Source organism: Dietzia sp. oral taxon 368 (assembly GCF_002999155.1).
In the GTDB taxonomy this organism is placed as follows: domain Bacteria; phylum Actinomycetota; class Actinomycetes; order Mycobacteriales; family Mycobacteriaceae; genus Dietzia; species Dietzia cinnamea.
In genome coordinates, this window is sequence record NZ_CP027238.1 from 1,129,582 (window position 1) to 1,151,381 (window position 21,800).

Consider the following 21,800-nt stretch of genomic DNA (forward strand, 5'->3'; position numbering starts at 1 on the left):
GGAAATGTGCTAAGTGGATCTTCTGCCCGCGCCACTTCCGGGCTGGAATGGGGGCTATGCAGACCTACCGCCAGTCCCGCCGACTCCGCGACGTCCGGTACGACGTGCGCGGCCCCATCCTCACCGAGGCGATGCGCCTCGAGGCCGAGGGGCACGACGTCCTCCGGCTCAACCTCGGCAACATGCGCCCGTTCGGCCTGGACGCCCGGCCCGAGCTGGTGGACGCCGTCGCCCGAGGCCTCGAGGACGGGCAGGCGTACTCCGACTCGCGCGGCATCCCGGCGGCCCGCGAGGCCGTCGCGGACTACTACCGCCGCTGCGGCGTCCGCGGGGTCTCGCCGGCGGACGTGTTCTGCGGTAACGGAGTCAGCGAGCTCATCACCCTCGTCCTGCAGGCGATGGTCGACCCCGGCGACGAGATCCTCGTCCCCGCACCCGACTACCCCACCTGGACCGGCGCGGTGAACCTCACCGGCGGGATGCCCGTGCACTACCTCGCCGACGAGGCGAACGGCTGGAACCCGTCCCTCGAGGACATCGAGTCCCGCATCACCCCGCGCACCACCGCGCTGGTGATGATCAACCCCAACAACCCGACCGGCGCGGTGTACAGCGAAGAGACCGTCCGCGGGATGGCCGACATCGCCCGCCGGCACGGACTGGTGCTGCTGTCCGACGAGATCTACGAGAAGCTGGTCTTCGGTGATGCCGTGCACCACCACGCCGCGCTCGCGGCCGGCGACGACGTGCTGTGCCTGACTTTCGGCGGACTGTCCAAGGCGTACCGGGTGTGCGGGTACCGCGCCGGCTGGGTGGTGGCGACCGGGCCGCTCGACCGCGCCACCGACCTACTCGAGGGGCTGACGCTGCTGTCGAACATGCGGGTCTGCCCCGGCGTGCCCGGCCAGTTCGCGATCCCTGTCGCCCTGGCCGAGGACTCCCCGTGGGGACCGGAGGTCGTGGACCCCGACGGCCGGATCGAGCGGCAGCTGGCCCTCACCGCGGAGAGGCTCAACGCGATCCCCGGCGTGAGCTGCGTGGCGCCGCGCGGAGCGTTGTACTGCTTCCCGCGGATCGACCGGGAGATGTACGGGATCGACGACGACGAGGAGTTCGTTCTCGACCTGTTGCGCTCGGAACACGTCCTCGTGACACACGGCACGGGCTTCAACTGGCCGGACCCCGATCACTTCCGGATCGTCTGTCTGCCCGAAGCCGGTGTGCTGGAGCGCGCGGTCGGCGCGATCGCCCGCCATCTGGAGAGCAGGCTGACGGTCGCGGTGTCGTGAGGGGCCGGGTTCAGCGCCGCCCACCGCCGCGGCCGCACGGCCCCGCCCTCATCGAGAAGACAGTTCAGCGCGTATCGGCCGAGAGGCGGTGTGCGGAACTGTCTTCTCGATGGGTTACACGCCCGGGGTTACACGCCCGGGGTTACACGCGCGCGGAAGCGGTCGGTCAGGAACCGGACGAGCTCGACGAGCCCGACGACCCGGCCGAGCCCACGGAACCGGAGGTACCCGGGGTCCCCGTTCCGGACTCGACATCACCGCCGTACAGGGCGGGCTTGATGTGGTCCCAACCGGAGTCGAAGTTCTTGAGGAAGTTCGGCCAGTTGTGCAGGCCCGTGTCGGAGAAGTCCACTCTGTGCTCGACGCCGGCGCGATCGAGGGCCTTCTCGAACGCCTTGGAGTTCTCGTACACGCCCTTCTCCAGCACCAGGCCGATGAGCAGGCTCTGGTAGTTCGCGCCGTACTGCTTGAGGTCGGCCTCACCGATCTCGGCGTTGCCGGCCGAGAAGTAGACGGCCTTGCCGCGCAGGCCCTCCGGGTGGGAGATGGTGTCATTCTCCGCCCACCGCTTGCTGCGGTGCGGGCCCCACATGTTCTCGACATCGCCGCCGCGGGTCTCCACGCTCAGACGCACGGTCTGGTATCCGAGCTGGTCCATCGTGGAGTAGAAGCCGCTGAAGGACATCACGGCGTCGTAGACATCGGGGTGCGCGGCGGCGAGGTGCATCGCGGCCTGGCCGCCCATCGAGATGCCCCCGACGGCGGCCTTGGCGGTCGTGTCGAGCTGCTGCTCGACGACGGCGGGGAGCTCCTCGGTGAGGAACGTCTCCCACTTGTTGTGGCCGAGCGTCGGGTCCGTCTCCTCCCAGTCGGTGTAGTACGACGCGTAGGCGCCCGCCGGGTTCACCACGTGCACGTTCTCGTCTCTGAGACGGTCGGCGATCTCCGCCTGGTGAGCCCACCCGGTGCTGGCGATCGGCGCCCCGACCCCGTCGAGCATGTAGAGGACCGGCGCGGCGCCCTCACCACGCGACGGGACGACCTCGACGGTGATCTCGCGCTGCATGGCCTTCGAGGCGACGGTCCAGTACTCGTAGGCCCGCGCGTTGCCCGCCTCGTCCTTCCGGTACCGCTCGACGCCGCGGAACTCGGTCTTCGTGATCGAGGGGTCGACCGGGGTCGGCGTCCCCACCTTCTCGGTCGATCCCGCGTCGAGCGGGATGTCGGCAGAGCCGACCGAGCCGATGAGTCCGGCGGTGGAGCCGAGCGGCACCGAGCCGACGGCGTCGATGATCGACTCGAGATCGTCCTGGCCGAGCGTGGAGGGATCGATACTCGCGGTCTGGGCGAGAGCGGGAGAGGCCGACCCGATGGTCAGCGCGACGGCGAGTGCGCCGGCTGTGACAGCGGCGACGCGACGGAGTCCGGAAGACATGTGGCTCCAAAGAGTGATGAGAAGTGTCTGAGGAACCTTAATCCCGACTGAGTTCGGGGTGTTAACCGCGCACCGCTCCGTTCACCCCCGCAGTGCGTCGGCTACGGCGTCTCGCAGGTCCTCGGGCTTGCGGGCGGGCCCGAACCGGTCGATCACCCGACCGGTTCGGCCAACGAGGAACTTGGTGAAGTTCCACTTGATCCGCCCGCCCAACACACCGGACTTCTCGGACTTCAGCCAGTCGTAGAGCGGGTGCGCGCCCGACCCGTTGACCTCGATCTTGGAGAACAGCGGGAACTCCACGCCGAAGTTGCGCTCGCAGAACGCGCCGATCTCCTCGTCCGTGCCCGGCTCCTGGTGCGCGAACTGGTCACACGGGAACCCCAGTACCACGAAGCCGCGGTCGCGGAACTCCTCGAAGAGCGCCTGCAGCCCCTTGTACTGCGGCGTGAACCCGCACTTGCTCGCGGTGTTGACCACCAGGACGACCTGCCCCAGGTAGTCGGACAGGTCCTTCTCGCTCCCGTCCAGCAGGCTGGCTTCGAAGTCCGCGAGGGTGGTCTGGTCGTCGGGCATGAGAACTCCTCGTCGTCGTACTCGTCGTCGTACACGCCGCTGTCATACGGGACCGGCGGCACCGCGGTGACACCCGCCGCTGCCATTGTCACTGTTCCCAGGCCGCACGTGCGGGCGTACTCTGGCACACCCGTGTGAGGAGGCCGCCGTGAGCCAGCTGATCTACACCGCGTTCGTCTCGCTCGACGGCGTGGTCGAGGCCCCCCGGCGGCGAGCCCGGGTACCGCAACACCGGCTGGACGTTCGCGGTGGACTTCCTCGAGGAGGCGTACGGCCTCAAGGCCCGCGAGCAGGACGAGGCCGGCTCGATGCTGCTCGGCCGCGTCAGCTACCAGGCGTTCTCCGCCGTGTGGCCGCAGATGGTCGACGAGTTCCCGAAGTACAACGCCATGCCGAAGTACGTCGTGTCGACGTACGTCGTGTCGACGACCCTCGCCGAGGGCGACCTGGTGGAGGGATGGGGGACGACGACGATCTTGCGCGACCTCGACGAGGTGGCGGCCCTGAAGCAGGCGGAGGGCGCGCCGATCCTCGTGCACGGATCGGCGACGCTGGCCCGGAACCTGTCCGACGCGGGCCTCATCGACCGCTACCACCTGTTGGTGTTCCCGTGGATCCTCGGCGCCGGCAAACGCATGTGGAGTGACATCGACAAGCCGCGGCAGAAGCTCGAGCTGGTCGAGAGCGAGGCCTACGGCAACGGCGTGCAGAAGCTCATCTACGACGTGGTCGGGTTCGACCCCGAGGCCTGAGCGCCGCGGGAGACCTCGGGCATCGAGACCGCCGACGCCGCCCCGATGAGGCCGAGCACCGCCAGGAACACCAGCGCCCAGTCCACGCTCACCGCCGCCAGCGCCGAGCTGACGCCTCCCACCACGAGCAGGATGACGCCCATCATCGTGTTGCCGACCGCGACGTACGCGGTGCGGGTGTCGCCCTCCGCCACGTCGACCACGTAGGTCTTGCGGCCCACGCGGACGCCCGAGTGCAGCAGCGTGAGCAGGAAGTACGCGCCGACGAACACCGCGGCGCCGAGCAGTGAACCGCCGTCGAAGCCCGGGATCGACTCGATCAGCACCAGGGCCACCGCCACGATCGACGCCGCCGTCGCCGCGCCCGCCATGAGCAGACGAGAAGACCGGTCGGCCATCCGGCCGAAGATGCGCCCGCCGATCAGCGACGCCACGCCGGAGGCGAGGATGAAGCCGCCGAGTCCGGCCAGCGCGCCCGTTCCGGAGGCGATCGACATCGTCACGATGAACGGCGGGCTCAGCGACGACACCAGCAGCAGACCGCGCACGGAGATGAACTTCCGGAACGTGGCGTCCTCGCGGAAGAGCCGCGCCGCGTCCGCGAACCAGGAGGGCGACGACTCGTCGGACGCGGGGGCCTCCGCCACGGATTCCGGTTCGTCGGCGTCGCGGGCCTCGCCGGCCGGCTCGCGCACCCGCGAGTACACCGACGCCGACAGCGCCCACAGCAGCGCGCCCACGGCCAGCAGGATCGCCAGCGCGGTGTGGTCGAGATCCTCGCCGCCCAGCATCCGGATGAGCACGCCGAGGGTGATGGCGACCAGCCCGGCCGCCGACGTCGCCAGACCGACGATCTGCCCGCGCTCCCCAGACGGGATGGTGCGGCCCTGCACGTCCTTCGACGCGATCGAACACAGACACCGGCCCAGCGAGAACACCACGAGCGCGGCCAGGATCCCGACGCCCGCCGCCGTCCCGTGTCCGAGCGCGGCGATCGCGGCCATCACCGCCACCGACACCGCCTGCACGGCCGCGCCGGTGACGAAGACCCACTTCCGGCGGCGCACCCGCACCACGAGCGGCGTGAGGAACGCCTGCGGCAGCATCGACCCGGACTCGCGGATCGGCACCAGCAGGCCCACGAGCGCCGCGGGCACCCCGAGGACGTGGAACAGCCACGTCAGCACCGTGGAGGCGTTGACGGTCTGGTCCCCCGACGACTGCAGTGTGTTGGCGGCGACGAGGCGCAGGCCGTTGCGCGGAAGGTCGCGTCGGACGGGCTCGGGGAGTTCGTGTTCCGCGTCGTCGGACCGGGTGACGAGACGGGAGTAGACACGATCGGCGGTGGTCACCGTTCAAAAGACTAGCCGCCTCCGCCGTCTCCCACTCCGCCACCCGCCCGAACAGGCCGCCGGCGGAGAGACGTCAGACCGGCGCCGGAGGATCGCCCCGGCTAGACGGAAGACCGGCGCCGGAGGATCGCCCCGGCGCCGGTCATGCGCATATTCATGTGCGGCGCTCGGATCAGGCGAGCGGCCCACCGCAGTTCGGCCAGGCGCCCGCGCCCTGACCCGCGAGCACCCGCTCGCCGATGTCGATCTGTTGTTCACGCGTGGCCTGGTCGGCCGTAGCGGCGTACTCGCCACCGCCGTACCCGCTCCACGTCTGGGCCGCGAACTGCAACCCGCCGTAGTAGCCGTTTCCGGTGTTGATCTGCCAGTTGCCGCCGGACTCGCACTGAGCGACCTGGTCCCAGGCGCTCGCGGGGGCCGCGTTCGCCGCGGGCGTGGCCAGTGACGCACCGGCCGCGGCGATGCCGCCGGCCATCATCGCACCCGTCAGGGTTCGGACAAGCTTCTTCTGCATCCCTCGTGACCTCCTGGAGTCTCGCGTCGTGCTCTTCGACTGGTTCGTCTGCTTCTGGTTTGTCTGCTTCGACGTCGTTTGTCGGACGGCCGCCGACACTACGAAGAGGCGGGAGGGGCCCCGCAACCCCCGGAGCGGGATCCGGGGCCCGGCCGACCGGTGCACGGGACGACCGCTGACGTGCGGGCGTGCAGGTCACGGCGCAGGTCCGGCAGATCCGACGGCGGGCGGGATCGAGTGCGTGAGATGGCTCACCTTGTCGTCGTCCGGCCCCCATACTGGCGTCATGAGCGACTTCAAGAAGGGCGACCATGTCGAGTGGAACTCCGAGGCCGGGATGGTGCGCGGAGTGATCCGCGATGTCCACACCGAGGACGTCGAGTTCAAGGGGCGCATGCGGAGGTGCAGCAAGGACGAGCCGCAGTACGAGATCGAGAGCGACAAGACCGGCCACATGGCCATGCACAAGGGCTCGGCGCTGAAGAAGATCGACTAGGGCGGGCGGAGCCGGAGGCGAAGACGGGGTCCGATAGTTGCGCGGCGGGGGCAGGCGCGGCGATCCGCCCCTCCGAATGCGATCCGCCCCCGGGGTTCCGGGGGCGGATCGAGATCCGAGGGGCGGATCGTTGGTCGGGCAGGGGGGCGAGCCGGGGTGGGCGGCTCGCTCAGCCGGCGACGGCCGCGGCGAGGTTGCCCAGCGAGTCCTCGAGCTGCTTCTCCGACACCAGCGGGAACGACACCTTCTTGAGCAGGTCCTTGTCGGTGACCTTGGACCAGTCGTAGGTGTGGCGGACCAGCGTGGAATCCGGGCCCTGGGCCTCGAGCTCCCAGACCCACTCCCAGCCCTTGGGCTCGGTGCCCGCGGGCGCGGTCTGCCAGGCCAGCAGCTTGTCCTTGGCGTAACCGGTGACGTGGTTCTCGGTGCGGTACTCGCCGCCCATGTGCTCGCCCTCCATGTCCATGGCGAACACGTCACCGACCTGCTGGATGCGGTCGGTCTTGTAGTCGCCGCGCACGAAGCCCGAGCCGTCCAGGCGGACGTGGTTCTCCGGGTTGGACAGGAATTCGAAGATCTCAGCCGCCGAGTGGTCGATCACGCGCTCGACGGTGATGGCGTTGGAATCAGTCATGACTCCACCGTGCCCGCCGAGGCGCCGGTTCGCATCCGGTCACGGTTCTCATCCGGCCGGCCTTCGGCGCCGAATTCACCGTGGGTTCACCCCGTACTCCCGAGCCGGACCGACGAGGGTGCCAGGATGGAGTGTCCGTTTCATGGTGCAGATGGGAAGTGGTCGCGTGTCGCGGTCTGTTGGTCGTCGGGCGGTACTGGCGTCGGTGGCGGTCTTCGCCGCCGGAGCGCTCGGGCTCGCGGGGTGTTCCGAGCCCGCGGCCCCGGAATCCGGTGAGGGCGCCGCGTCCTCGGAGGCGTCCGGCGAGGTGACCCTCTACACCTCGGAGCCGCAGGCCAAGATCGACGAGATCATCGCCGCGTTCAACGAGGAGCAGCCCGACATCGAGGTGAAGGTCTTCCGCGCCGGCACCGGCGACCTCAAGGCGCGCATCGAGGCCGAGAGGTCCACCGGCGCGGTCGCCGCGGACATCCTGCTCGCCGCCGACGTGCCCACCTTCGAGGACTACAAGGACCAGAACCTCTTCCAGGAGTTCGAGCCCAGCGAGGCCGACGCCCTGTCCGACGTGGCGATCGACCCCGACGGCTTCTACGTCGGCACCCGCATCATCCCCACCGTGATCGCCTACAACACCACCGAGATCACCGAGCCGCCGACCTCGTGGGCCGAGCTCACCGAGCCCGAGTACGCCGACCGGATCATCCTGCCCAACCCGGACGTCTCCGGCGCCGCCGCCTTCAACGCCGCGGCGTGGAGCCTGCAGCCGGACCTGGGCGAGGAGTGGATCGAGCAGCTCGGCGCCAACAACCCGCAGGTCGCCGAGTCCAACGGTCCCGTCTCGCAGGCCGTCGCCGAGGGTTCCCGCCCGGTCGGGATCGTGGTGGACTACCTCGTCCGCGACCTCGCCGCCCAGGGCTCGCCCATCGCCGTGAGCTATCCCGATGAGGGCGTCCCCTACATCACCCAGCCCGGTGCCGTGTTCGCCGACGCGCCCAACCCCGAGGCCGCCAAGCTCTTCCTCGACTTCCTCGTCTCCAAGAAGGGCCAGGAGATCGCCGTCGACCAGAGCTACCTCCCCGTGCGCGAGGACGCCGGAAGCCCCGAGGGCGCCCCCGCACTGGCCGACATCGCCCTCTTCGACCAGGACCTCGAGGCGATCGCCGCCTCCCGCGACGACGCCGTGGCCACCTTCAACGAGGCCGTCAGGTAGGTGACGCTCCCCCTCAGGCTGGCCCTGTGGGCGTCCCTCGCGGGCGTCATGGTGCTGCCCCTGGCCCTGGTCGTCTCGCTGGGGCTGGGAGCCAACCACCTCCCCGAGCTCATCGACCAGGGCCTGCTCACGGCCACCGCCAACAGCCTCGTCAGCTCCCTGCTCTCGGCGGTGGGGGCCGTCATCATCGGCACGCTGATGGCGTTCCTGCTCGACCGCACCGACCTGCCGGGCCGCGGAGCGCTGCGCCTGCTGCTGCTCACCCCGCTGTTCATCCCGCCCTTCATCGGGGCCATCGCGTGGAGCGGACTGCTCACCGACGGCGGGCTCCTCGACCGACTGTTCGGGTTCGCACCGTGGAACTTCTACGGCGGGCCGGGCGTCGTCTTCCTGCTCACCCTGCACGCCTACCCCATGGCGTACTTCGTCGTCGCGGCAGCGCTCCGACGGATCCCCGCAGAGCTCGAGGAGGCCTCCCGCCTCTCCGGTGCCCGCCCGACGCGCACCCACCTCGACGTCACCCTGCCCCTCATCCGGCCCGCCATGGCTGCGGCGTTCACCCTGACCTTCGTCAGCGGGATCGGTGACTTCGGCATCCCCGTGATCGTGGGTCTGCCCGCCGGGTACGAGACGCTGTCGACGATGGTCTACCGGTTCCTCGAATCCGGATCCGCGGCCTCACCGCTGCAGACCGTCTCCCAGATCGGAGTGGTGCTGCTGCTCATCGGTGTCCTCGGAACGCTGCTCGACCGGCAGGTCACCAAGGGGTCAGTCGAGTTCGGCGGCACCGGACGGCCCGCCGCGCCCCAGTCCCTCGGCCGATCCCGGCTGCCCCTGGCGGTGGTCGCGTGGACCGTCAGCGTCCTGGTCACCCTCGCCCCGCTCGTCGGCCTGGCGGTCCGGGCCCTCCTCCCCGCACCGGGCGTGCCCCTCACCCTGGAGACCGCGACCCTGGACAACTTCCGGCGGGCGCTGACCGCCTCCACCACGATCGACGGCGTCACCAACTCCGTCGTCCTCGCGCTCGGAGCGGCGCTCATCTGCGGCGTCCTCGGACTGCTCGTCGGACTGTTCACCACCCGCCTGGCCGGACGCGACCGCGAACCGCTCCTCATGTCCGTCCTGCTGCCGCAGGCCGTCCCCGGCCTCGTCATCGCCACGGGGTGGCTCATCCTCGGCCGCTACACCGGACTGTTCAACACCCGCTGGGTCATCCTCGGCGCGTACGTCACCGCCTTCACCGCGATCGTGGTCCAGACCGTCCGCGGCCCACTGGCGGGTATCCACTCGTCGATGGAGGAGGCCGCCCGGATCGGCGGGGCGACCGCGCTGCGTTCGCGGATCGACACGAGCGTGCGCATGGCCCTACCCGCCGCCGGGATCGGCTCGGTCATGGTCGCCGTGACCGCGGTGCGGGAACTCACGCTCTCCGTCCTGCTGGTCGCCCCGGGCACACAGACGCTCGGCGTGGTGATCTTCCAGTACCAGCGGGCCGGGGACTACAACGCCTCCTCCGCCCTGTCCGTGGTGCTCATGGCGGTGGGCCTGCTCGTCCTGGCCGCCTTCGGCGCCCGCTACACCCGACCCGGCACCGGGTCCGACGCCGCATCCGGGAGGATCCGTGCCTGAACTCGACGCCCGCGGCGTCAGCGTCCGCTTCGGCGAGACCGTCGCCCTCGAGAACCTCGATGTCCACGTGGACTCCGGGCGGATCCTCGCCCTCGTGGGCCCGTCCGGTTCCGGCAAGTCCACCTTCCTCCGCGCCGTCGCCGGGTTCGAACGCCCCTCGGCGGGCACGATCCGGGTCGGCGACCGCACCCTCGTCGGCGACGGGATACACCTCCCGCCCGAGGAACGCGGGCTCGGCATGGTCTTCCAGCACCACGCCGTGTGGCCCCACCTCAGCGTGGCGGACAACGTCGCCTACCCGCTGCGCCGTGCGAAGGTGCCGGCCGCACGCCGACGCGCGCTCGTCGCCGAGGCGCTCGAGACCGTCGAGTTGGGCGAACTCGCCCGGCGCCGGCCCGACACCCTGTCCGGTGGACAGCGTCAGCGGGTCTCGCTCGCCCGGGCCATCGTCGCGCGACCGGGCGTCCTGCTACTTGACGAGGCCCTCTCCGCGCTCGACGAGCCGCTGCGCGCCTCACTCCGCCTGGTCCTGCGCCGGCTCGCCGCCGAACACGGCCTCACGATGGTCCACGTCACCCACGATCGGGGCGAGGCCCTCGCCCTCGGCGACGAGGTCGCCGTCCTGCACCGGGGAAGACTCGTGCAGTGCGACGTGCCCGACCGGTTGGACGCCGCGCCGAACAGCGCCTTCGTCGCCGGGTTCCTGCACGACGCCACTCTCGTCGACGGGACGGTCGACGGCGACGGCTTCCGCTCCGACGACGGGGGCATCACGATCGGTGCCGACGTCCTCACCGGGCCCGCCGGCACGGTGACGGGTCCCGCCACCCTCGCCCTGCTCCCCGGCGGACTCGACCTCGCCACCCCCGACGTGGCGGAGGGTCGCATCGGCGCCGAGTTCATCACCTCCCTCTACGGTCGTAGCGGGAGAACCGTCATCTGCCGCCGCGGCGACACCGAGCTGAGGATTCTCACCCCCGCCGGGACCGCGGCGCCCGGCCGGGTCGGCGAAGCCGTGGGCGTCGACGTCCGGCGCGGCTTCGTCTACCCGCGGGACTGACCGGGGCGCGGGCGGGGCCACCGCCGCGCCCGCACCCGCCTCTCTAGCCACCGCCGGGCGAGCTGGCGCCTGCCGGAGGGGTTCATCAGCCCGTGCGCGCCACCACCCGGCCGATAATGCGCGTCGAGCCGAGGAACGGCACGCGGAAGAAGCGCTTCGAGTACCAGAAAATAGTGGCCAGGGCGTCGGGCGTGACGACCACCCGGCGGGCCTCGACGCCGCGCACCGACCGTCGCGCGATGATCTCCGACGTCAGCGGCGTCCTCGTGAGCAGCCTCCTCGCCATCTCGTCCGCCTTCGGGTCGTCGCCGGAGAGCGACTCCGCCAGACCCGACCGGAAGAACAGCGGGCAGATCACCGACGTGGAGACCCCGCGCGGCCGCAGCTCGGCGTCGAGGGTCTCCCCCAGCGCGACCGCGGCGGCCTTGGTCGCGTTGTAGGCCCCCATCTTGGGCGCATGGACCAGACCCGCCGCCGAGGCGGTGATGACCAGCCGGCCGCCGCGTCCGAGCTTCGGCGCGAGCGCGCGACAACCCCGCACGACGCCGAGCAGGTTGATGTCCACGATCCGCCGCCACGACTCCATGGACGTGGTATCCAGGGACCCGCCGACCGCGATTCCGGCGTTGTTGACGAAGATGTCCAGTGAGTCGACGTCCTCGGCGGCGGCCGCCCAGTCGGCGTCGGACGTGACGTCCAGACGGCGGTACGACCACCGCCCGGGCAGCCCCCGTACCGCCGCGGGCGGATCGGCGTGGACGTCGGTGAGGATCACCTCGTCGCCGAGCTCCAGATACTCCCGGGCCAGCGCCAGGCCCAGCCCCGAGGCCGCCCCGGTGATGAGCACGCGCCTGCCCGGACCGTCGGAGGCGGCCCGCCCGGACCGTCCGGCGCTCCGGCGCGGAAGGAAACGGGTCATGATCGCGCCACCTCGTCGTCGTCGCTCATCTCGGTCACCTCACGCACGGCGACACCACCGGCGCCCGGCGCGCGGCGGGCGCCGGTCAGGACCACGTCCTGACCGAACGCCATCTCCCGGCGCTGGTCACCGAAGGCGAGCTCGGGGATCTCGACCAGGAAGTTCTGCACGTAGCGCCACGGCCGCGAGGCGCCCTGCTTGGGGAACAGGTGACCGTCACGCCGGATGTAGCCGGCGTCGAAGTCCAGCAGGAGTTGATCGGCCGGGCCGTCGGGCAGTCGCGGCGCGTAGACCTCCTCGCCGGACCCCCACAGGCGGACCATGTAGCGCGAGACCAGGTCCGCGCGCAGGGTCCACGACGAGTTGATGTAGCCCACCGTGAAACTGACGTTGGGCACGCCCGCCAGCATCATGCCGCGGTACGTGGCCAGCGACGGGACGTCGAGCGGCTCGCCGTCGATGCTCAGCGTGCCGCCCCCGAAGACCTGCAGCTGCAGGCCCGTCGCGGTGATGATGACGTCCGCGTCGACGTGCTCGCCCGTGGTGAGGCGGATGCCGCTCTCGGTGAACCGGTCGATGTGCCCGGTCACCACCCGCGCGGCGCCACGGCGCATGACGCGGAAGATGTCACCGTCCGGGGCCTTGCACACGCGCTGGTCCCACGGCCGGTACGGCGGCGTGAAATGCCGGTCGATCTCCTCCGCCGGCAGGTAGCGTCGCTGCATCGCCCGCAGCGCCGCCTTGAACAACCACGGCAGGCGCTGCGCGATCACGAACTGGGCGGTGTCGCGCGCGCCGTGGTTGAGCCGCGCCACCCGGTGGTCCCACGGCGCCGGCAGCAACCGCCTCCACACCGCGCTGATGACGTCTTTCTCCGGCAGCGGGCCGATGTAGCTCGGGGTGCGCTGCAGCATCGTCACGTCAGCGCCGAGCTCCGCCAGCGCTGGCACCAGCGTCACGGCGGTCGCGCCCGAGCCGATCACCACGAACCGTCGGCCGGCGTAGTCGAGGTCCTCCGGCCACTGCTGCGGGTGGATGATCTGCCCTCGGAAGTCCTCCTCGCCGGGGAACTCCGGGCGGAAACCCTCGGAGTGCGAGTAGTAGCCGGAGCCGAAGTGCACGCGGCGGGCCCACACGACTCGCTCGCCGTCGGCATTCCGGCAGGTCACCCGGTGTAGCTGCACGTCGCTCCGCCAGTCGGCGTCCGCGACCCAGGAGCCCAGGTGGAGACGGTCGAGCGCGCCGGCCTCGCGGGCGGTGTCGCGGATGTACTCCTTGATGTCCTCGCCGTTTCCGAGCGTCGAGTCGTGGGGCCAGGGCCGGAAGGGGAAGCCGAAGGTCGCCATGTCCGAGTCCGAGCGGATGCCCGGGTAGCGGAAGGTGTGCCAGGTCCCGCCGAGGTCGTCGTGGACGTCGTGGATCTCCCAGCGCCAGTCCGGGAAGGCGCGGTGGACGTGGTGGGCCAGGTCTATGCCCGACATCCCCGCCCCGACGATGAGCAGGTCCAGCGGGTCGGCGGGCTCGGTGCCCGGCCCGTCCGAGAGGTGGGTGCTACCAGTCATGACCCGAACCGTAACCGCGCGCGGTGACCGATGGTTTCCGTAATGCGCCAACAAGTTGCTCTTTCGCGCCACGTCGCCCAGAGTGCTCCCATGGCGTTCATCCGATCCGCAGGACTGCGGGGCGTCCGCGCCGTCGTGGCCGGGCTCGGCGGCGACGCCGACGACCTCGCGCGGCGATCCGGCCTGCCCCACGGCGCCCTGGACAGCGACGAGATGCTGGTCGAGGACCTGGCGATCGCACTCCTGCTGGAGACCGCGGCCGCCGAACTCCAATGCCCCGACCTCGGGCTACGAGTGGCCGAACACCAGGACCTCGACATGCTCGGACCCGTCGCGATGGTCGTGAAGAACGCGCGCACCACCACCGCGGCGCTCGAGATGACCTCCAAGTACCTGTTCTTCCACTCGAGGTCGATAGAGATCACCGTCGTCCCCGATTCGCGCGGTGAGCCGGACGTGGTGGGCGTGCGGTTCGGCTACCGGGACCCCGCCCAGCTCATCCCGCCCCAGGCCGTCGACCTCGTGCTGCTCTTCCTGCACCGGGCCATGCGCACCGTGCTCGGCGGCGACTACGGGCTGCTCTCCGTCGAGCTACCGGGCCCGCTCAACACCGATGCCGCACAGTACAAGGCGCTCTTCGGCGCGCCGGTCACGCCGTCGACCCCGTCCGCCGTCCTGCGCGTGCCGTCCGACCTTCTGGGCCGGGAGATCTCGGGCGGCGACGACGCCGTGCAACAGCTGGCGCTGCGGTACCTCGAGCAGCACGTGCCCACCGACCGCCGGAGCCTGACCGACCGGACCCGCGCGGCGCTCCAGCAGTCCCTCGACGCCGGCGCCTCGTCCCTGGCGCGGATCGCCGGGCTGCTGTCCATGTCACCCCGCTCGCTGCAGCGCGGCCTGGCGGGCGAGGGCACGAGCTTCTCCGCGGTCCGCGACGAGGTCCGTCGTGAGGTCGCCGCGCGGCTGCTCACCACCACGGAGATCCCGCTGTACCAGATCGCCTCGGCCCTCGACCTCGGCGACGCGACCACTTTCAGCCAGTACGCGCGCCGGTGGTGGGGCATGACCGCGCGCGAGGTCCGGCACGGCTACGGCGGGGTGGGACAATCGACCCCATGAGCGAGAACCCGTCGTCCGACCCCCTGGCGATGCTCCGTTCCGGACGCGGACTGCCGGACGCCGTCGAGGTCGACGACCCGATCCGCGAACAGCTCCTCGACGCGGCCGCCGCGCAGTTCGAGAGTGTCGGGATCGCCCGGTCGACGATGAACGACATCACCCGGCGGGCGGGCCTGGCGCGGATGACCCTGTACCGCAGGTTCGCCAACAAGCAGGAACTCGTCGAGGCGACGCTGCTGCGCGAGGCGTCGTGGTTCCTCGCGGACCTGCAGAAGGAACTCGACGCGCACGAATCCATCGAGGACAAACTCACCGAGGGCTTCGCGTTCACGGTGCAGACGCTCCGCGACCATGACCTGCTCAACCGCCTCCTCGAGACCGAGCCCGAGGCGACGGTCCCCCACTTCACCGTCCAGGGCGCGCCGCTCATCACCGCCGCCGCTCACTTCCTCGCCGCGGAGATCAGCCGCGCCGCCCCCGAGCCGCGCAGCGACGAAGAGGTGCTGGTCGTGGCCGAACTGACCGCCCGACTGGTCGTCTCCTTCGTCCTCACGCCGTCGACGACCATCGACCTCGACGACCCCACCGTCGCGCGGGGCTTCGCCCGGAACCACCTCGGCCCCCTCCTCGGTGCGCACCCGCAGCGCTGACCCGCGCGGTGCGCGCCGGCAGAGCTGACAATCCCCCCATGACTGCTTGACGAATCGACGGCCTGTGTCTAGCGTCAGGGACAAATAGATCGCGGATGTCTCTCTGTCTCATCCGCTGGATTCCACGCCTCCCGACCCGCCGGGTCGGTGACCGGAAGGAAGATCATGTCCGCAGCCGCACCCGCACCCGCCCCCACGACGAGCACAGACGAGTACGAGGACACGCTCCGCCGCCTGTCGCACGCCTCCGTGCACCGCAGCTTCGACCCGTTCAAGGACATCGCCTGGGACCACCCTGACTTCTCCGTGGACCCCACGGACGAGCGCTGGGTCCTGCCCGCCGGGCTCGATCCGCTCGGCGGTCACCCCTGGTACAAGTCCCAGCCGCTGGAGAAGCAGATCGAGATCGGGCTGTGGCGTCAGGCCAACATCATGAAGGTGGGCCTGCAGTTCGAGAACATCCTCATCCGCGGGATCATGCAGTACGTCTTCACGGCCGAGAACGGCTCCGCGGAATTCCGGTACCTCACCCACGAGGCCACCGAGGAATGCCACCACACGCAGATGTTCCAGCAGGGCGTCAACCAGATCGGGGCGGACGTCCCTGGCATGCCGCGCTGGCTGCGGCGACTCTCACCGCTCCTCCCGCTGGCCGCCGGTCGCTTCCCGGTCGCCTTCTTCATCGCCGTACTGGCCGGCGAGGAGCCGATCGACCACACGCAGAAGCAGGTCCTGCGCAACTCGGACTCGCTGCCGCCGGTGCTGTCGCGGATCATGGAGATCCACATCGCCGAGGAGGCGCGCCACATCTCGTTCGCGCACACCTACGTCGCGCGCAACGCCCCCAAGCTGTCCCGCCGGGACGCGTACCTCGTCTCCCTGGCGTTCCCGGTGATCATGCGGGTGCTGTGCGACGCGATCCTCAAGCCGACCCGCGAGTTCCGGGAGACCTTCGACATCCCCGACGAGGTGGTCCGCGAACTCTACTGGGACAACCCCGAGTCGCGGCGGTTCCTGTCCGACCTCTTCGGTGACGTCCGGATGCTGGCCGAGGAGTCTGGACTGATGAACCGGACGTCCCGCCGGCTGTGGAAGGCCCTGAAGATCGACGGACGACCCTCGCGGTACCGGGGCGAACCACCCGTGGCGTTCCGCGACTGACCACACCCCCTCCCGGACAGGCGCCCACCCATGCCCCACGTCATCACCCAGGCCTGCTGTGCCGACGCCTCCTGCGTCCACGCGTGCCCGGTCAACTGCATCCACCCGACGCCCGACGAGCCGGATTTCGCCACGGCGGAGATGCTCTACATCGACCCGGTGTCCTGCGTGGACTGCGGGGCGTGCGTGGGGGCGTGCCCGGTCGGGGCGATCGTGCCGCACACCGAGCTGGCCCCGGAGCAGCGCGCCTTCCTGCAGATCAACGCCGACCTGACCGGTGACGACCGCCCTTCCCGGCCGCAGGCGCGCGTCCCCACGCTCGTGCGCCTCGGCCCCACGCGCACGGCCGTGCGGGTGGCCGTGGTGGGTGCCGGCCCGGCCGCGCTGTACGCCGCCGACGAGCTGCTCCGCCAGCCCGGGGTGGAGGTGACGGTGTTCGAGCGCCTGCCCGTGCCGCACGGCCTGGCCCGGCACGGGGTGGCGCCCGACCACACCAGCACGCGCGCGGTCGCCGACCTGTTCCGGGCGATCGAAGACCAGCCCGGGTTCGGGTACCGCCTCGGGGTGCACGTCGGCGAGGACGTCACGGCCGCGGAACTGGCGGCCCATCATCACGCGGTGGTGTACGCGACCGGCGCCGGCACGGACCGCCCGCTGGACATCCCCGGCACCGATCTGCCCGGGAGCACGTCGGCCACGGAAGTGGTGGCCTGGTACAACGACCACCCCGACCACGCGGACGCCCACGTCCCGCTGGACCACGAGCGCGCGGTGATCGTCGGCAACGGCAACGTGGCCCTCGACGTCGCGCGCATCCTCGCCACCGACCCGGAGCGGCTCGCCGACACCTCCATCGCCCGCCACGCCCTCGAGGCGCTGCGAAACAGCCGGGTCCGCGAGGTCGTGGTGCTCGGCCGCCGCGGCCCGGAGCACGCCGCGTTCACGCTGCCCGAGCTGGTCGGACTCGCCGCGCGGGACGACATCGACCTGCGCGTCGACGCCCCGGACGGCATCGACCCCGACGCCGCGACCACCCGCCAGGGTCGGCTGAAGGCGGAGTACCTGGCCCGCATCGCGGCCCGCCCCGCCGGAGAGGCCGTGCCCGCGGACGGCACCAGCGGCCCCGGCGTCACCGCCGCCACCGGCGACACCGGCGACACCGAGCGCCGCCGGATCGTCCTGCGATTCCAGACCGCCCCGGTCGAGGTCGTGGGCACGGAGCGGGCCGAGGGCCTGCGCGTGGTGCGCACGGACCTCGTCGGCGGCGAGACGGGCCGGGTCCGCGCCGTGCCCCGGCCCGGTTCGGAGGAGACGATCCCGGCGGGTCTCGTGCTGGGTTCGGTCGGCTACCGCGGGGTCGAGGTGCCGGGCGTGCCGTTCGACCCGGACACCGCGACGATCCCCAGCCGCGAGGGCCGCGTCCTCGACGCCGTCGGCGGCAGCGTCGTCCCCGGCCTGTACGTCGTGGGCTGGATCAAGCGCGGCCCGCGCGGGTTCCTCGGCACCAACAAGACGTGCGCGCGGGAGACCGTGAACTCACTGCTCGCCGACGCCAACGGGGGGCTGCTCCCCACGCCCCGGTCCGCGGCGGCGTTCGAGGAATTGCTCCGCGACCGCGGGCGGAGCCCGGCAGGCGCCGCGGGCCGCAGCCGGCCGTTCGCTACGCCATCCCGGGTGAGTACCCGCTGAGCTGCGGCCGCGCACCGTGGGACCAGCCGCCGCCCTCGCGGACGTGCGCCTCGACGCGGTCGACAATGGCCGCGCCGAGCCGCGCCAGCGGGGACGCCCCGCCCTCACCGGACTCGTACAGAGCCGCGTACTCACGTTCCCGATAGGTCGCCAGGACGGCCACGGCGGCGTCGAGTCTGCGCAGGAGCTGCGGCGACCACTGCGCGGGCTGCTGCGCCAGCTTGAGTCGGGCGGCCAGGCGCGGCCGGGTGTCCGGCAGGTCCTCGAGCAGCTCGTCGTAGACCTGGTCGGGGGCCAGGGTGGAGGCGCGGACGACGCCCTTCAGGAGGCGGTCCGGGAGCACGCCGCTCAGCGGGTCCCCCGGCACGGACACCCACAGGGTGCGGTCGGGGATCGGGCCGCGTCGTGGGCCGGCCACGCCCTGCCCGCCGGGGTCCGGGGTGCCGTCGAGCCAGCGGTCACACGGCCGGTGAGGGTCGCCGATCATCCCGACGGCCACCACGCGGTCGAGGTCTTCCGGGTGGGCGTCCATCCAGTCGTAGATGACGCGCGTTCCGCTGCAGACCCCGATGAGCACGAGGGGGTCCGACGGATGCAGGCGCACGAGCCGGCTGACGTCGGCCACGCCGGCGGCGGCCGCGGATTCCCAGGTGTGGGACCGTCGCGGGTTCACCTTCCCAGGGGTGGGCCACTGCACCCTGACGGCTTCCCGGGCACCTGCCCACTCCGCCAGGTTGTCGACGAACTGTCCGAGTATCCTCGAGGGCTACCGGTAGCCGCCGTCGCTGTCCGCGATGAATATCCGCACTGTATGACCCCCAGGGTGCCCCACCGGCGCTCCACGAGATTGATGAACCGACCTCAGTGTCGTACGGAAGGCTGACCAACGGCAGGGTCACGAAGTAAATGTTTCCTGTCAAGACGCCTGTACGGTAATGAGATCCGGCTCAGGTTCCGCAGTAGGTGACGTGCTTCGCGGCGTCCGGAGGGGCCGGTTGTGCGTAGCGCTCGCGCCCCGGGCGCTCGGTGTAGGGATCGGTGACGACGACGAGGAGTTCCTCGAACGGTCCCATGTCCCCTGCCGTGGCCGCGTCGAGGGCCTCTTCGACGAGGTGGTTGCGCGGGATGTACAGCGGATTGGCACGAGCCATCGATCCCTGGTCGGGTCCGAGGGCCCGCCACGTCGAGAGCCAGCCCTCCGCCAAGGTGCCGACGTGCTCTCGGACCGGCGCGCTGTCCCCGGCCGCGGCCGCACCGAGGGCGCGGAAGAAGCCGGTGTGGTCGGGCCGGGTGGCGTTGAGGAGCCGGGACAGCTCCTCGATCAGGTCGTCCGCCTCGGCGTCCGGGACCTCGGCCGACAGCCCCAGCTTGTCCCGCATCCCGGCCGTCCACGCCTGCTGGTACCGCTCCGGGAAGGTGTTGAGGACCTCCGTGAGCAGGCGGACCGCCTCCTCCGTGTCCGGATCGACGAGCGGCACGAGGGTCTCGGCGAAGCGGGCGAGGTTCCACTGCAGCACCGGCGGCTGGTTGGCGTAGGCGTAACGCCCGCCGGTGTCGATCGAGCTGAACACGGTCGCCGGGTCGAAGGTGTCCATGAACGCGCACGGCCCGTAGTCGATGGTCTCGCCGGAGATGGTCGTGTTGTCGGTGTTCATGACGCCGTGGATGAACCCGAGCAGCATCCAGCGCGCCACGAGGTCGGCCTGGGTGCCGACGACGGAGGTGAACAGCTCCAGGTACGGGTTTTCCGCGTCCGCGGCGTGCGGGTGGTGCCGGGCGATGGCGTGGTCGGCCAGCCGACGCAACAGCTCGCCGTCGTCGGTCGACCGCGCGAACTGGAACGTCCCCACCCTCAGGTGGCTCGCGGCGACCCGCGCCAGCACCGCGCCGGGCAACGGCGTCTCGCGGTACACGGTGTTGCCCGTCGCCACCACGGCGAGTGAGCGGGTGGTGGGCACGCCGAGGGCGTGCATCGCCTCGCTGATGAGGTACTCGCGCAGCATGGGTCCCACAGCGGCCAGGCCGTCGCCACCGCGCGCGAAGGGGGTCCTGCCCGAGCCCTTGAGGTGCAGGTCGCGACCGTCGGGCAGCTCGCCGAGCAGCAGCGCGCGGCCGTCGCCCAAACGCGGCGAGTATCCGCCGAACTGGTGGCCCGCGTACGCCTGGGCGAAGGGCGTGGCGCCGTCCGGCACGTGGTTACCGGTGAACAGGCGCACCCCTTCCTCACCGCGCAGGTACTCCGAGTCCAGTCCCAGCTCGGCGGCCAGCGGCTCGTTGAGTGCGAGGAGTCGCGGATCCGGCGCCTCGGCCGCCTTCCACGGCACCCCGAGCTCGGGGAACTCGGTGGCGTACCGGGAACCGAGGGAGACGGGCGATGCTGCCTGCGGGGTCATACCCCGACGGTACGTCCGTGTGCGGTTCCGCGTCAGGCCAGAAGGACTGGGAGCCGCCGTCGATGGCTGAGCGGGACCGGGCTCGGCGGCGACGGACCCCACACACGCCGGGCTCCCCGAGCACGCCGGCCCGCTCGCCGACGCCGCCCGTCACGACGTCACCTGTCGACTGCTGCCCGGAAACCCTGCCGTCGGGCGCCGCCATCAGGGGATCGACACGTCCCGCGACCCTCTAGAGTCAGGTCACCACAACGACGAAGGAGGCCCGGCATGGGACCTGCTCGGTGCGCTCAACCAGACCGTCGCCGAGTGCTGCGACGAGGTGCACCCAGTGGTGTGCGGACGGGTGCTGAGGCTGTGACCGCCGACCGGGCCGGGGCGGCGCGCGCGGCCGCGGAGGCGGTCGGCGCGGGCGTGACCACCGGCCTGAGCGCGTTCCCCCTCACCCCGCTGCGCGACGACCGTGTCGACGAGCACGCATACGCGGGGATCGTCGAGCGGCTGGCGCGCGCCGGGATCGACTCGATCGGCGCCCTGGGCTCGACCGGCTCGTACGCCTACCTCGACCGGGCCGAGCGGCGCCGCGTGGCCGAGCTGACCGTTCGGCACGCGGGCGGAACCCCGGTGATCGTCGGCATCAGCGCGCTGCGCACCTCCCACGCGCGGGCGCTCGCCCACGACGCGCAGGCGGCCGGCGCCGCCGCGGTCATGCTCGCCCCCATGAGCTACCAGCCGCTCACCGCCGACGACGTGGTGGGCTTGTACACCGACGTCGCGACCGAGCTGTCCGTCCCGATGGTGGTCTACGACAACCCCGGCACCACCCGGTTCGACTTCACGCCCGAGCTCTACGCTCGTCTGACTGAGCTTCCCGCGGTCGCGTCGATCAAGATCCCACCGCCCCCGCCCGCCGCCGAGGCCGCGCGCGACCACATCGCGCGGCTCCGGGAGGCCGTGCCCGCGCGCGTCGGGTTGGGGGTCTCCGGCGATCCCTCGGCCGCCGCGGCGCTCCTCGGTGGCTGCGACTGCTGGTACTCCGTCCTCGCCGGCACCCTGCCCGGACCTGCCCTCCAGATCGCCCGCTCGGCGCTGGCGGGCGACAGCGGGGAGGCCTTCGCCGCGTCGGACCGGCTCGCCTTACTGTGGGACCTGTTCGTCCGGCACGGGAGCCTGCGGGTGGTGGCGGCGGTCGCCGAACTGCTCGGACTGGCTCCGGGGCATTGCCTGCCCCGGCCACTTCTGGGTCTGCGGGGACGTGACCGGGCCGAGGTGGAGACCGTCCTCACCGCACTGTCGCTCGCGAAATAACGACAGGTTCACCCCGGCGGGCTCATACTTGAGCCGTCCCCTCGCCGGAGGT

General features: G+C 71.3%; 19 protein-coding genes and 1 pseudogene. 11 read left to right on the forward strand and 9 right to left on the reverse strand.

From position 1 onward, the window contains the following. The first annotated feature begins 56 nt into the window (after positions 1 to 56). On the forward strand, positions 57 to 1,289 hold the full coding sequence (locus C3V38_RS05420; protein WP_061228154.1) for a pyridoxal phosphate-dependent aminotransferase: 1,233 nt from the start codon (positions 57 to 59) through the stop codon (positions 1,287 to 1,289). 166 nt (positions 1,290 to 1,455) lie between these two features. Here C3V38_RS05420 and C3V38_RS05425 read toward each other — a convergent pair whose 3' ends face one another. Then, complete coding sequence (locus C3V38_RS05425; RefSeq protein WP_061916173.1) at positions 1,456 to 2,724, reverse strand: alpha/beta hydrolase family protein; 1,269 nt, start codon at positions 2,722 to 2,724, stop codon at positions 1,456 to 1,458. An 81-nt stretch (positions 2,725 to 2,805) separates the two neighbouring features. Next, positions 2,806 to 3,300: a glutathione peroxidase gene (locus C3V38_RS05430; RefSeq protein WP_061916176.1), complete on the reverse strand. Its 495-nt coding sequence runs from the start codon at positions 3,298 to 3,300 to the stop codon at positions 2,806 to 2,808. A 148-nt stretch (positions 3,301 to 3,448) separates the two neighbouring features. On the opposite strand from C3V38_RS05430, the pseudogene C3V38_RS05435 reads away from it, so the two are divergent. After that, positions 3,449 to 4,052: pseudogene (locus tag C3V38_RS05435) on the forward strand (dihydrofolate reductase family protein). On the opposite strand, the gene C3V38_RS05440 reads toward C3V38_RS05435, so the two are convergent. Together C3V38_RS05440 and C3V38_RS05445 are read right to left on the reverse strand one after the other, a co-directional pair. Further along, positions 4,019 to 5,404, reverse strand: a complete 1,386-nt coding sequence (locus C3V38_RS05440; protein ID WP_106385226.1) for an MFS transporter — start codon at positions 5,402 to 5,404, stop codon at positions 4,019 to 4,021. The pseudogene C3V38_RS05435 and the gene C3V38_RS05440 sit on opposite strands and share 34 nt — an antisense overlap. Positions 5,405 to 5,576: 172 nt before the next feature. Then, positions 5,577 to 5,918: a transglycosylase family protein gene (locus tag C3V38_RS05445; RefSeq protein ID WP_106385227.1), complete on the reverse strand. Its 342-nt coding sequence runs from the start codon at positions 5,916 to 5,918 to the stop codon at positions 5,577 to 5,579. A gap of 286 nt (positions 5,919 to 6,204) precedes the next feature. On the opposite strand from C3V38_RS05445, the gene C3V38_RS05450 reads away from it, so the two are divergent. Continuing rightward, positions 6,205 to 6,414: a DUF2945 domain-containing protein gene (locus C3V38_RS05450; RefSeq protein WP_007628932.1), complete on the forward strand. Its 210-nt coding sequence runs from the start codon at positions 6,205 to 6,207 to the stop codon at positions 6,412 to 6,414. Positions 6,415 to 6,583: 169 nt separating this feature from the next. Here C3V38_RS05450 and C3V38_RS05455 read toward each other — a convergent pair whose 3' ends face one another. After that, on the reverse strand, positions 6,584 to 7,048 hold the full coding sequence (locus tag C3V38_RS05455) for an SRPBCC family protein (protein ID WP_106385228.1): 465 nt from the start codon (positions 7,046 to 7,048) through the stop codon (positions 6,584 to 6,586). 151 nt (positions 7,049 to 7,199) lie between these two features. On the opposite strand from C3V38_RS05455, the gene C3V38_RS05460 reads away from it, so the two are divergent. From C3V38_RS05460 to C3V38_RS05470, 3 genes are read left to right on the forward strand one after another with little or no spacing between them, the layout of a single operon-like run. Then, the gene (locus C3V38_RS05460) at positions 7,200 to 8,258 is read left to right on the forward strand and encodes an ABC transporter substrate-binding protein (protein ID WP_165001145.1); all 1,059 of its coding nucleotides are present in this window, start codon (positions 7,200 to 7,202) and stop codon (positions 8,256 to 8,258) included. Next, positions 8,259 to 9,887: an iron ABC transporter permease gene (locus C3V38_RS05465; protein ID WP_106385230.1), complete on the forward strand. Its 1,629-nt coding sequence runs from the start codon at positions 8,259 to 8,261 to the stop codon at positions 9,885 to 9,887. Further along, positions 9,880 to 10,947 (forward strand): ABC transporter ATP-binding protein, encoded by a 1,068-nt coding sequence (locus C3V38_RS05470; protein WP_070720365.1) that lies wholly within the window; start codon positions 9,880 to 9,882, stop codon positions 10,945 to 10,947. The genes C3V38_RS05465 and C3V38_RS05470 overlap by 8 nt, the downstream gene beginning before the upstream one ends. A gap of 85 nt (positions 10,948 to 11,032) precedes the next feature. Here C3V38_RS05470 and C3V38_RS05475 read toward each other — a convergent pair whose 3' ends face one another. Both C3V38_RS05475 and C3V38_RS05480 read right to left on the reverse strand, forming a co-directional pair. Then, complete coding sequence (locus tag C3V38_RS05475) at positions 11,033 to 11,866, reverse strand: SDR family NAD(P)-dependent oxidoreductase (RefSeq protein WP_239550657.1); 834 nt, start codon at positions 11,864 to 11,866, stop codon at positions 11,033 to 11,035. After that, positions 11,863 to 13,428, reverse strand: coding sequence for an NAD(P)/FAD-dependent oxidoreductase (locus C3V38_RS05480; protein ID WP_106385231.1), 1,566 nt, complete (start codon positions 13,426 to 13,428; stop codon positions 11,863 to 11,865). Before C3V38_RS05480 ends, C3V38_RS05475 begins: the two co-directional genes overlap by 4 nt. A gap of 90 nt (positions 13,429 to 13,518) precedes the next feature. Between C3V38_RS05480 and C3V38_RS05485 the strand changes: the two genes are divergently transcribed. The 4 genes from C3V38_RS05485 (at position 13,519) to C3V38_RS05500 (ending at position 18,047) form a co-directional block, all read left to right on the forward strand. Beyond that, positions 13,519 to 14,547, forward strand: a complete 1,029-nt coding sequence (locus C3V38_RS05485; RefSeq protein WP_106385232.1) for an AraC family transcriptional regulator — start codon at positions 13,519 to 13,521, stop codon at positions 14,545 to 14,547. Continuing rightward, positions 14,544 to 15,197, forward strand: a complete 654-nt coding sequence (locus C3V38_RS05490) for a TetR/AcrR family transcriptional regulator (protein WP_106385233.1) — start codon at positions 14,544 to 14,546, stop codon at positions 15,195 to 15,197. Before C3V38_RS05485 ends, C3V38_RS05490 begins: the two co-directional genes overlap by 4 nt. Before the next feature lie 165 nt (positions 15,198 to 15,362). Further along, the gene (locus tag C3V38_RS05495) at positions 15,363 to 16,358 is read left to right on the forward strand and encodes a diiron oxygenase (protein WP_061228143.1); all 996 of its coding nucleotides are present in this window, start codon (positions 15,363 to 15,365) and stop codon (positions 16,356 to 16,358) included. A 30-nt stretch (positions 16,359 to 16,388) separates the two neighbouring features. Beyond that, the gene (locus C3V38_RS05500) at positions 16,389 to 18,047 is read left to right on the forward strand and encodes an FAD-dependent oxidoreductase (protein ID WP_106385234.1); all 1,659 of its coding nucleotides are present in this window, start codon (positions 16,389 to 16,391) and stop codon (positions 18,045 to 18,047) included. Here the strand turns inward: C3V38_RS05500 and C3V38_RS05505 are convergent. Both C3V38_RS05505 and C3V38_RS05510 read right to left on the reverse strand, forming a co-directional pair. Then, a complete protein-coding gene (locus C3V38_RS05505) occupies positions 18,019 to 18,720 on the reverse strand; it encodes a hypothetical protein (RefSeq protein ID WP_106385235.1) in 702 nt (233 codons plus the stop codon). The two genes, C3V38_RS05500 and C3V38_RS05505, sit on opposite strands and share 29 nt — an antisense overlap. 274 nt (positions 18,721 to 18,994) lie before the next feature. Continuing rightward, positions 18,995 to 20,440: a YdiU family protein gene (locus tag C3V38_RS05510; RefSeq protein ID WP_106385236.1), complete on the reverse strand. Its 1,446-nt coding sequence runs from the start codon at positions 20,438 to 20,440 to the stop codon at positions 18,995 to 18,997. A gap of 357 nt (positions 20,441 to 20,797) precedes the next feature. Between C3V38_RS05510 and C3V38_RS05520 the strand changes: the two genes are divergently transcribed. Then, positions 20,798 to 21,748 carry a dihydrodipicolinate synthase family protein gene (locus C3V38_RS05520; RefSeq protein ID WP_232303109.1) on the forward strand — a complete coding sequence of 317 codons (951 nt, stop codon included), beginning with the start codon at positions 20,798 to 20,800 and terminating at the stop codon, positions 21,746 to 21,748. Positions 21,749 to 21,800: the final 52 nt, after the last annotated feature.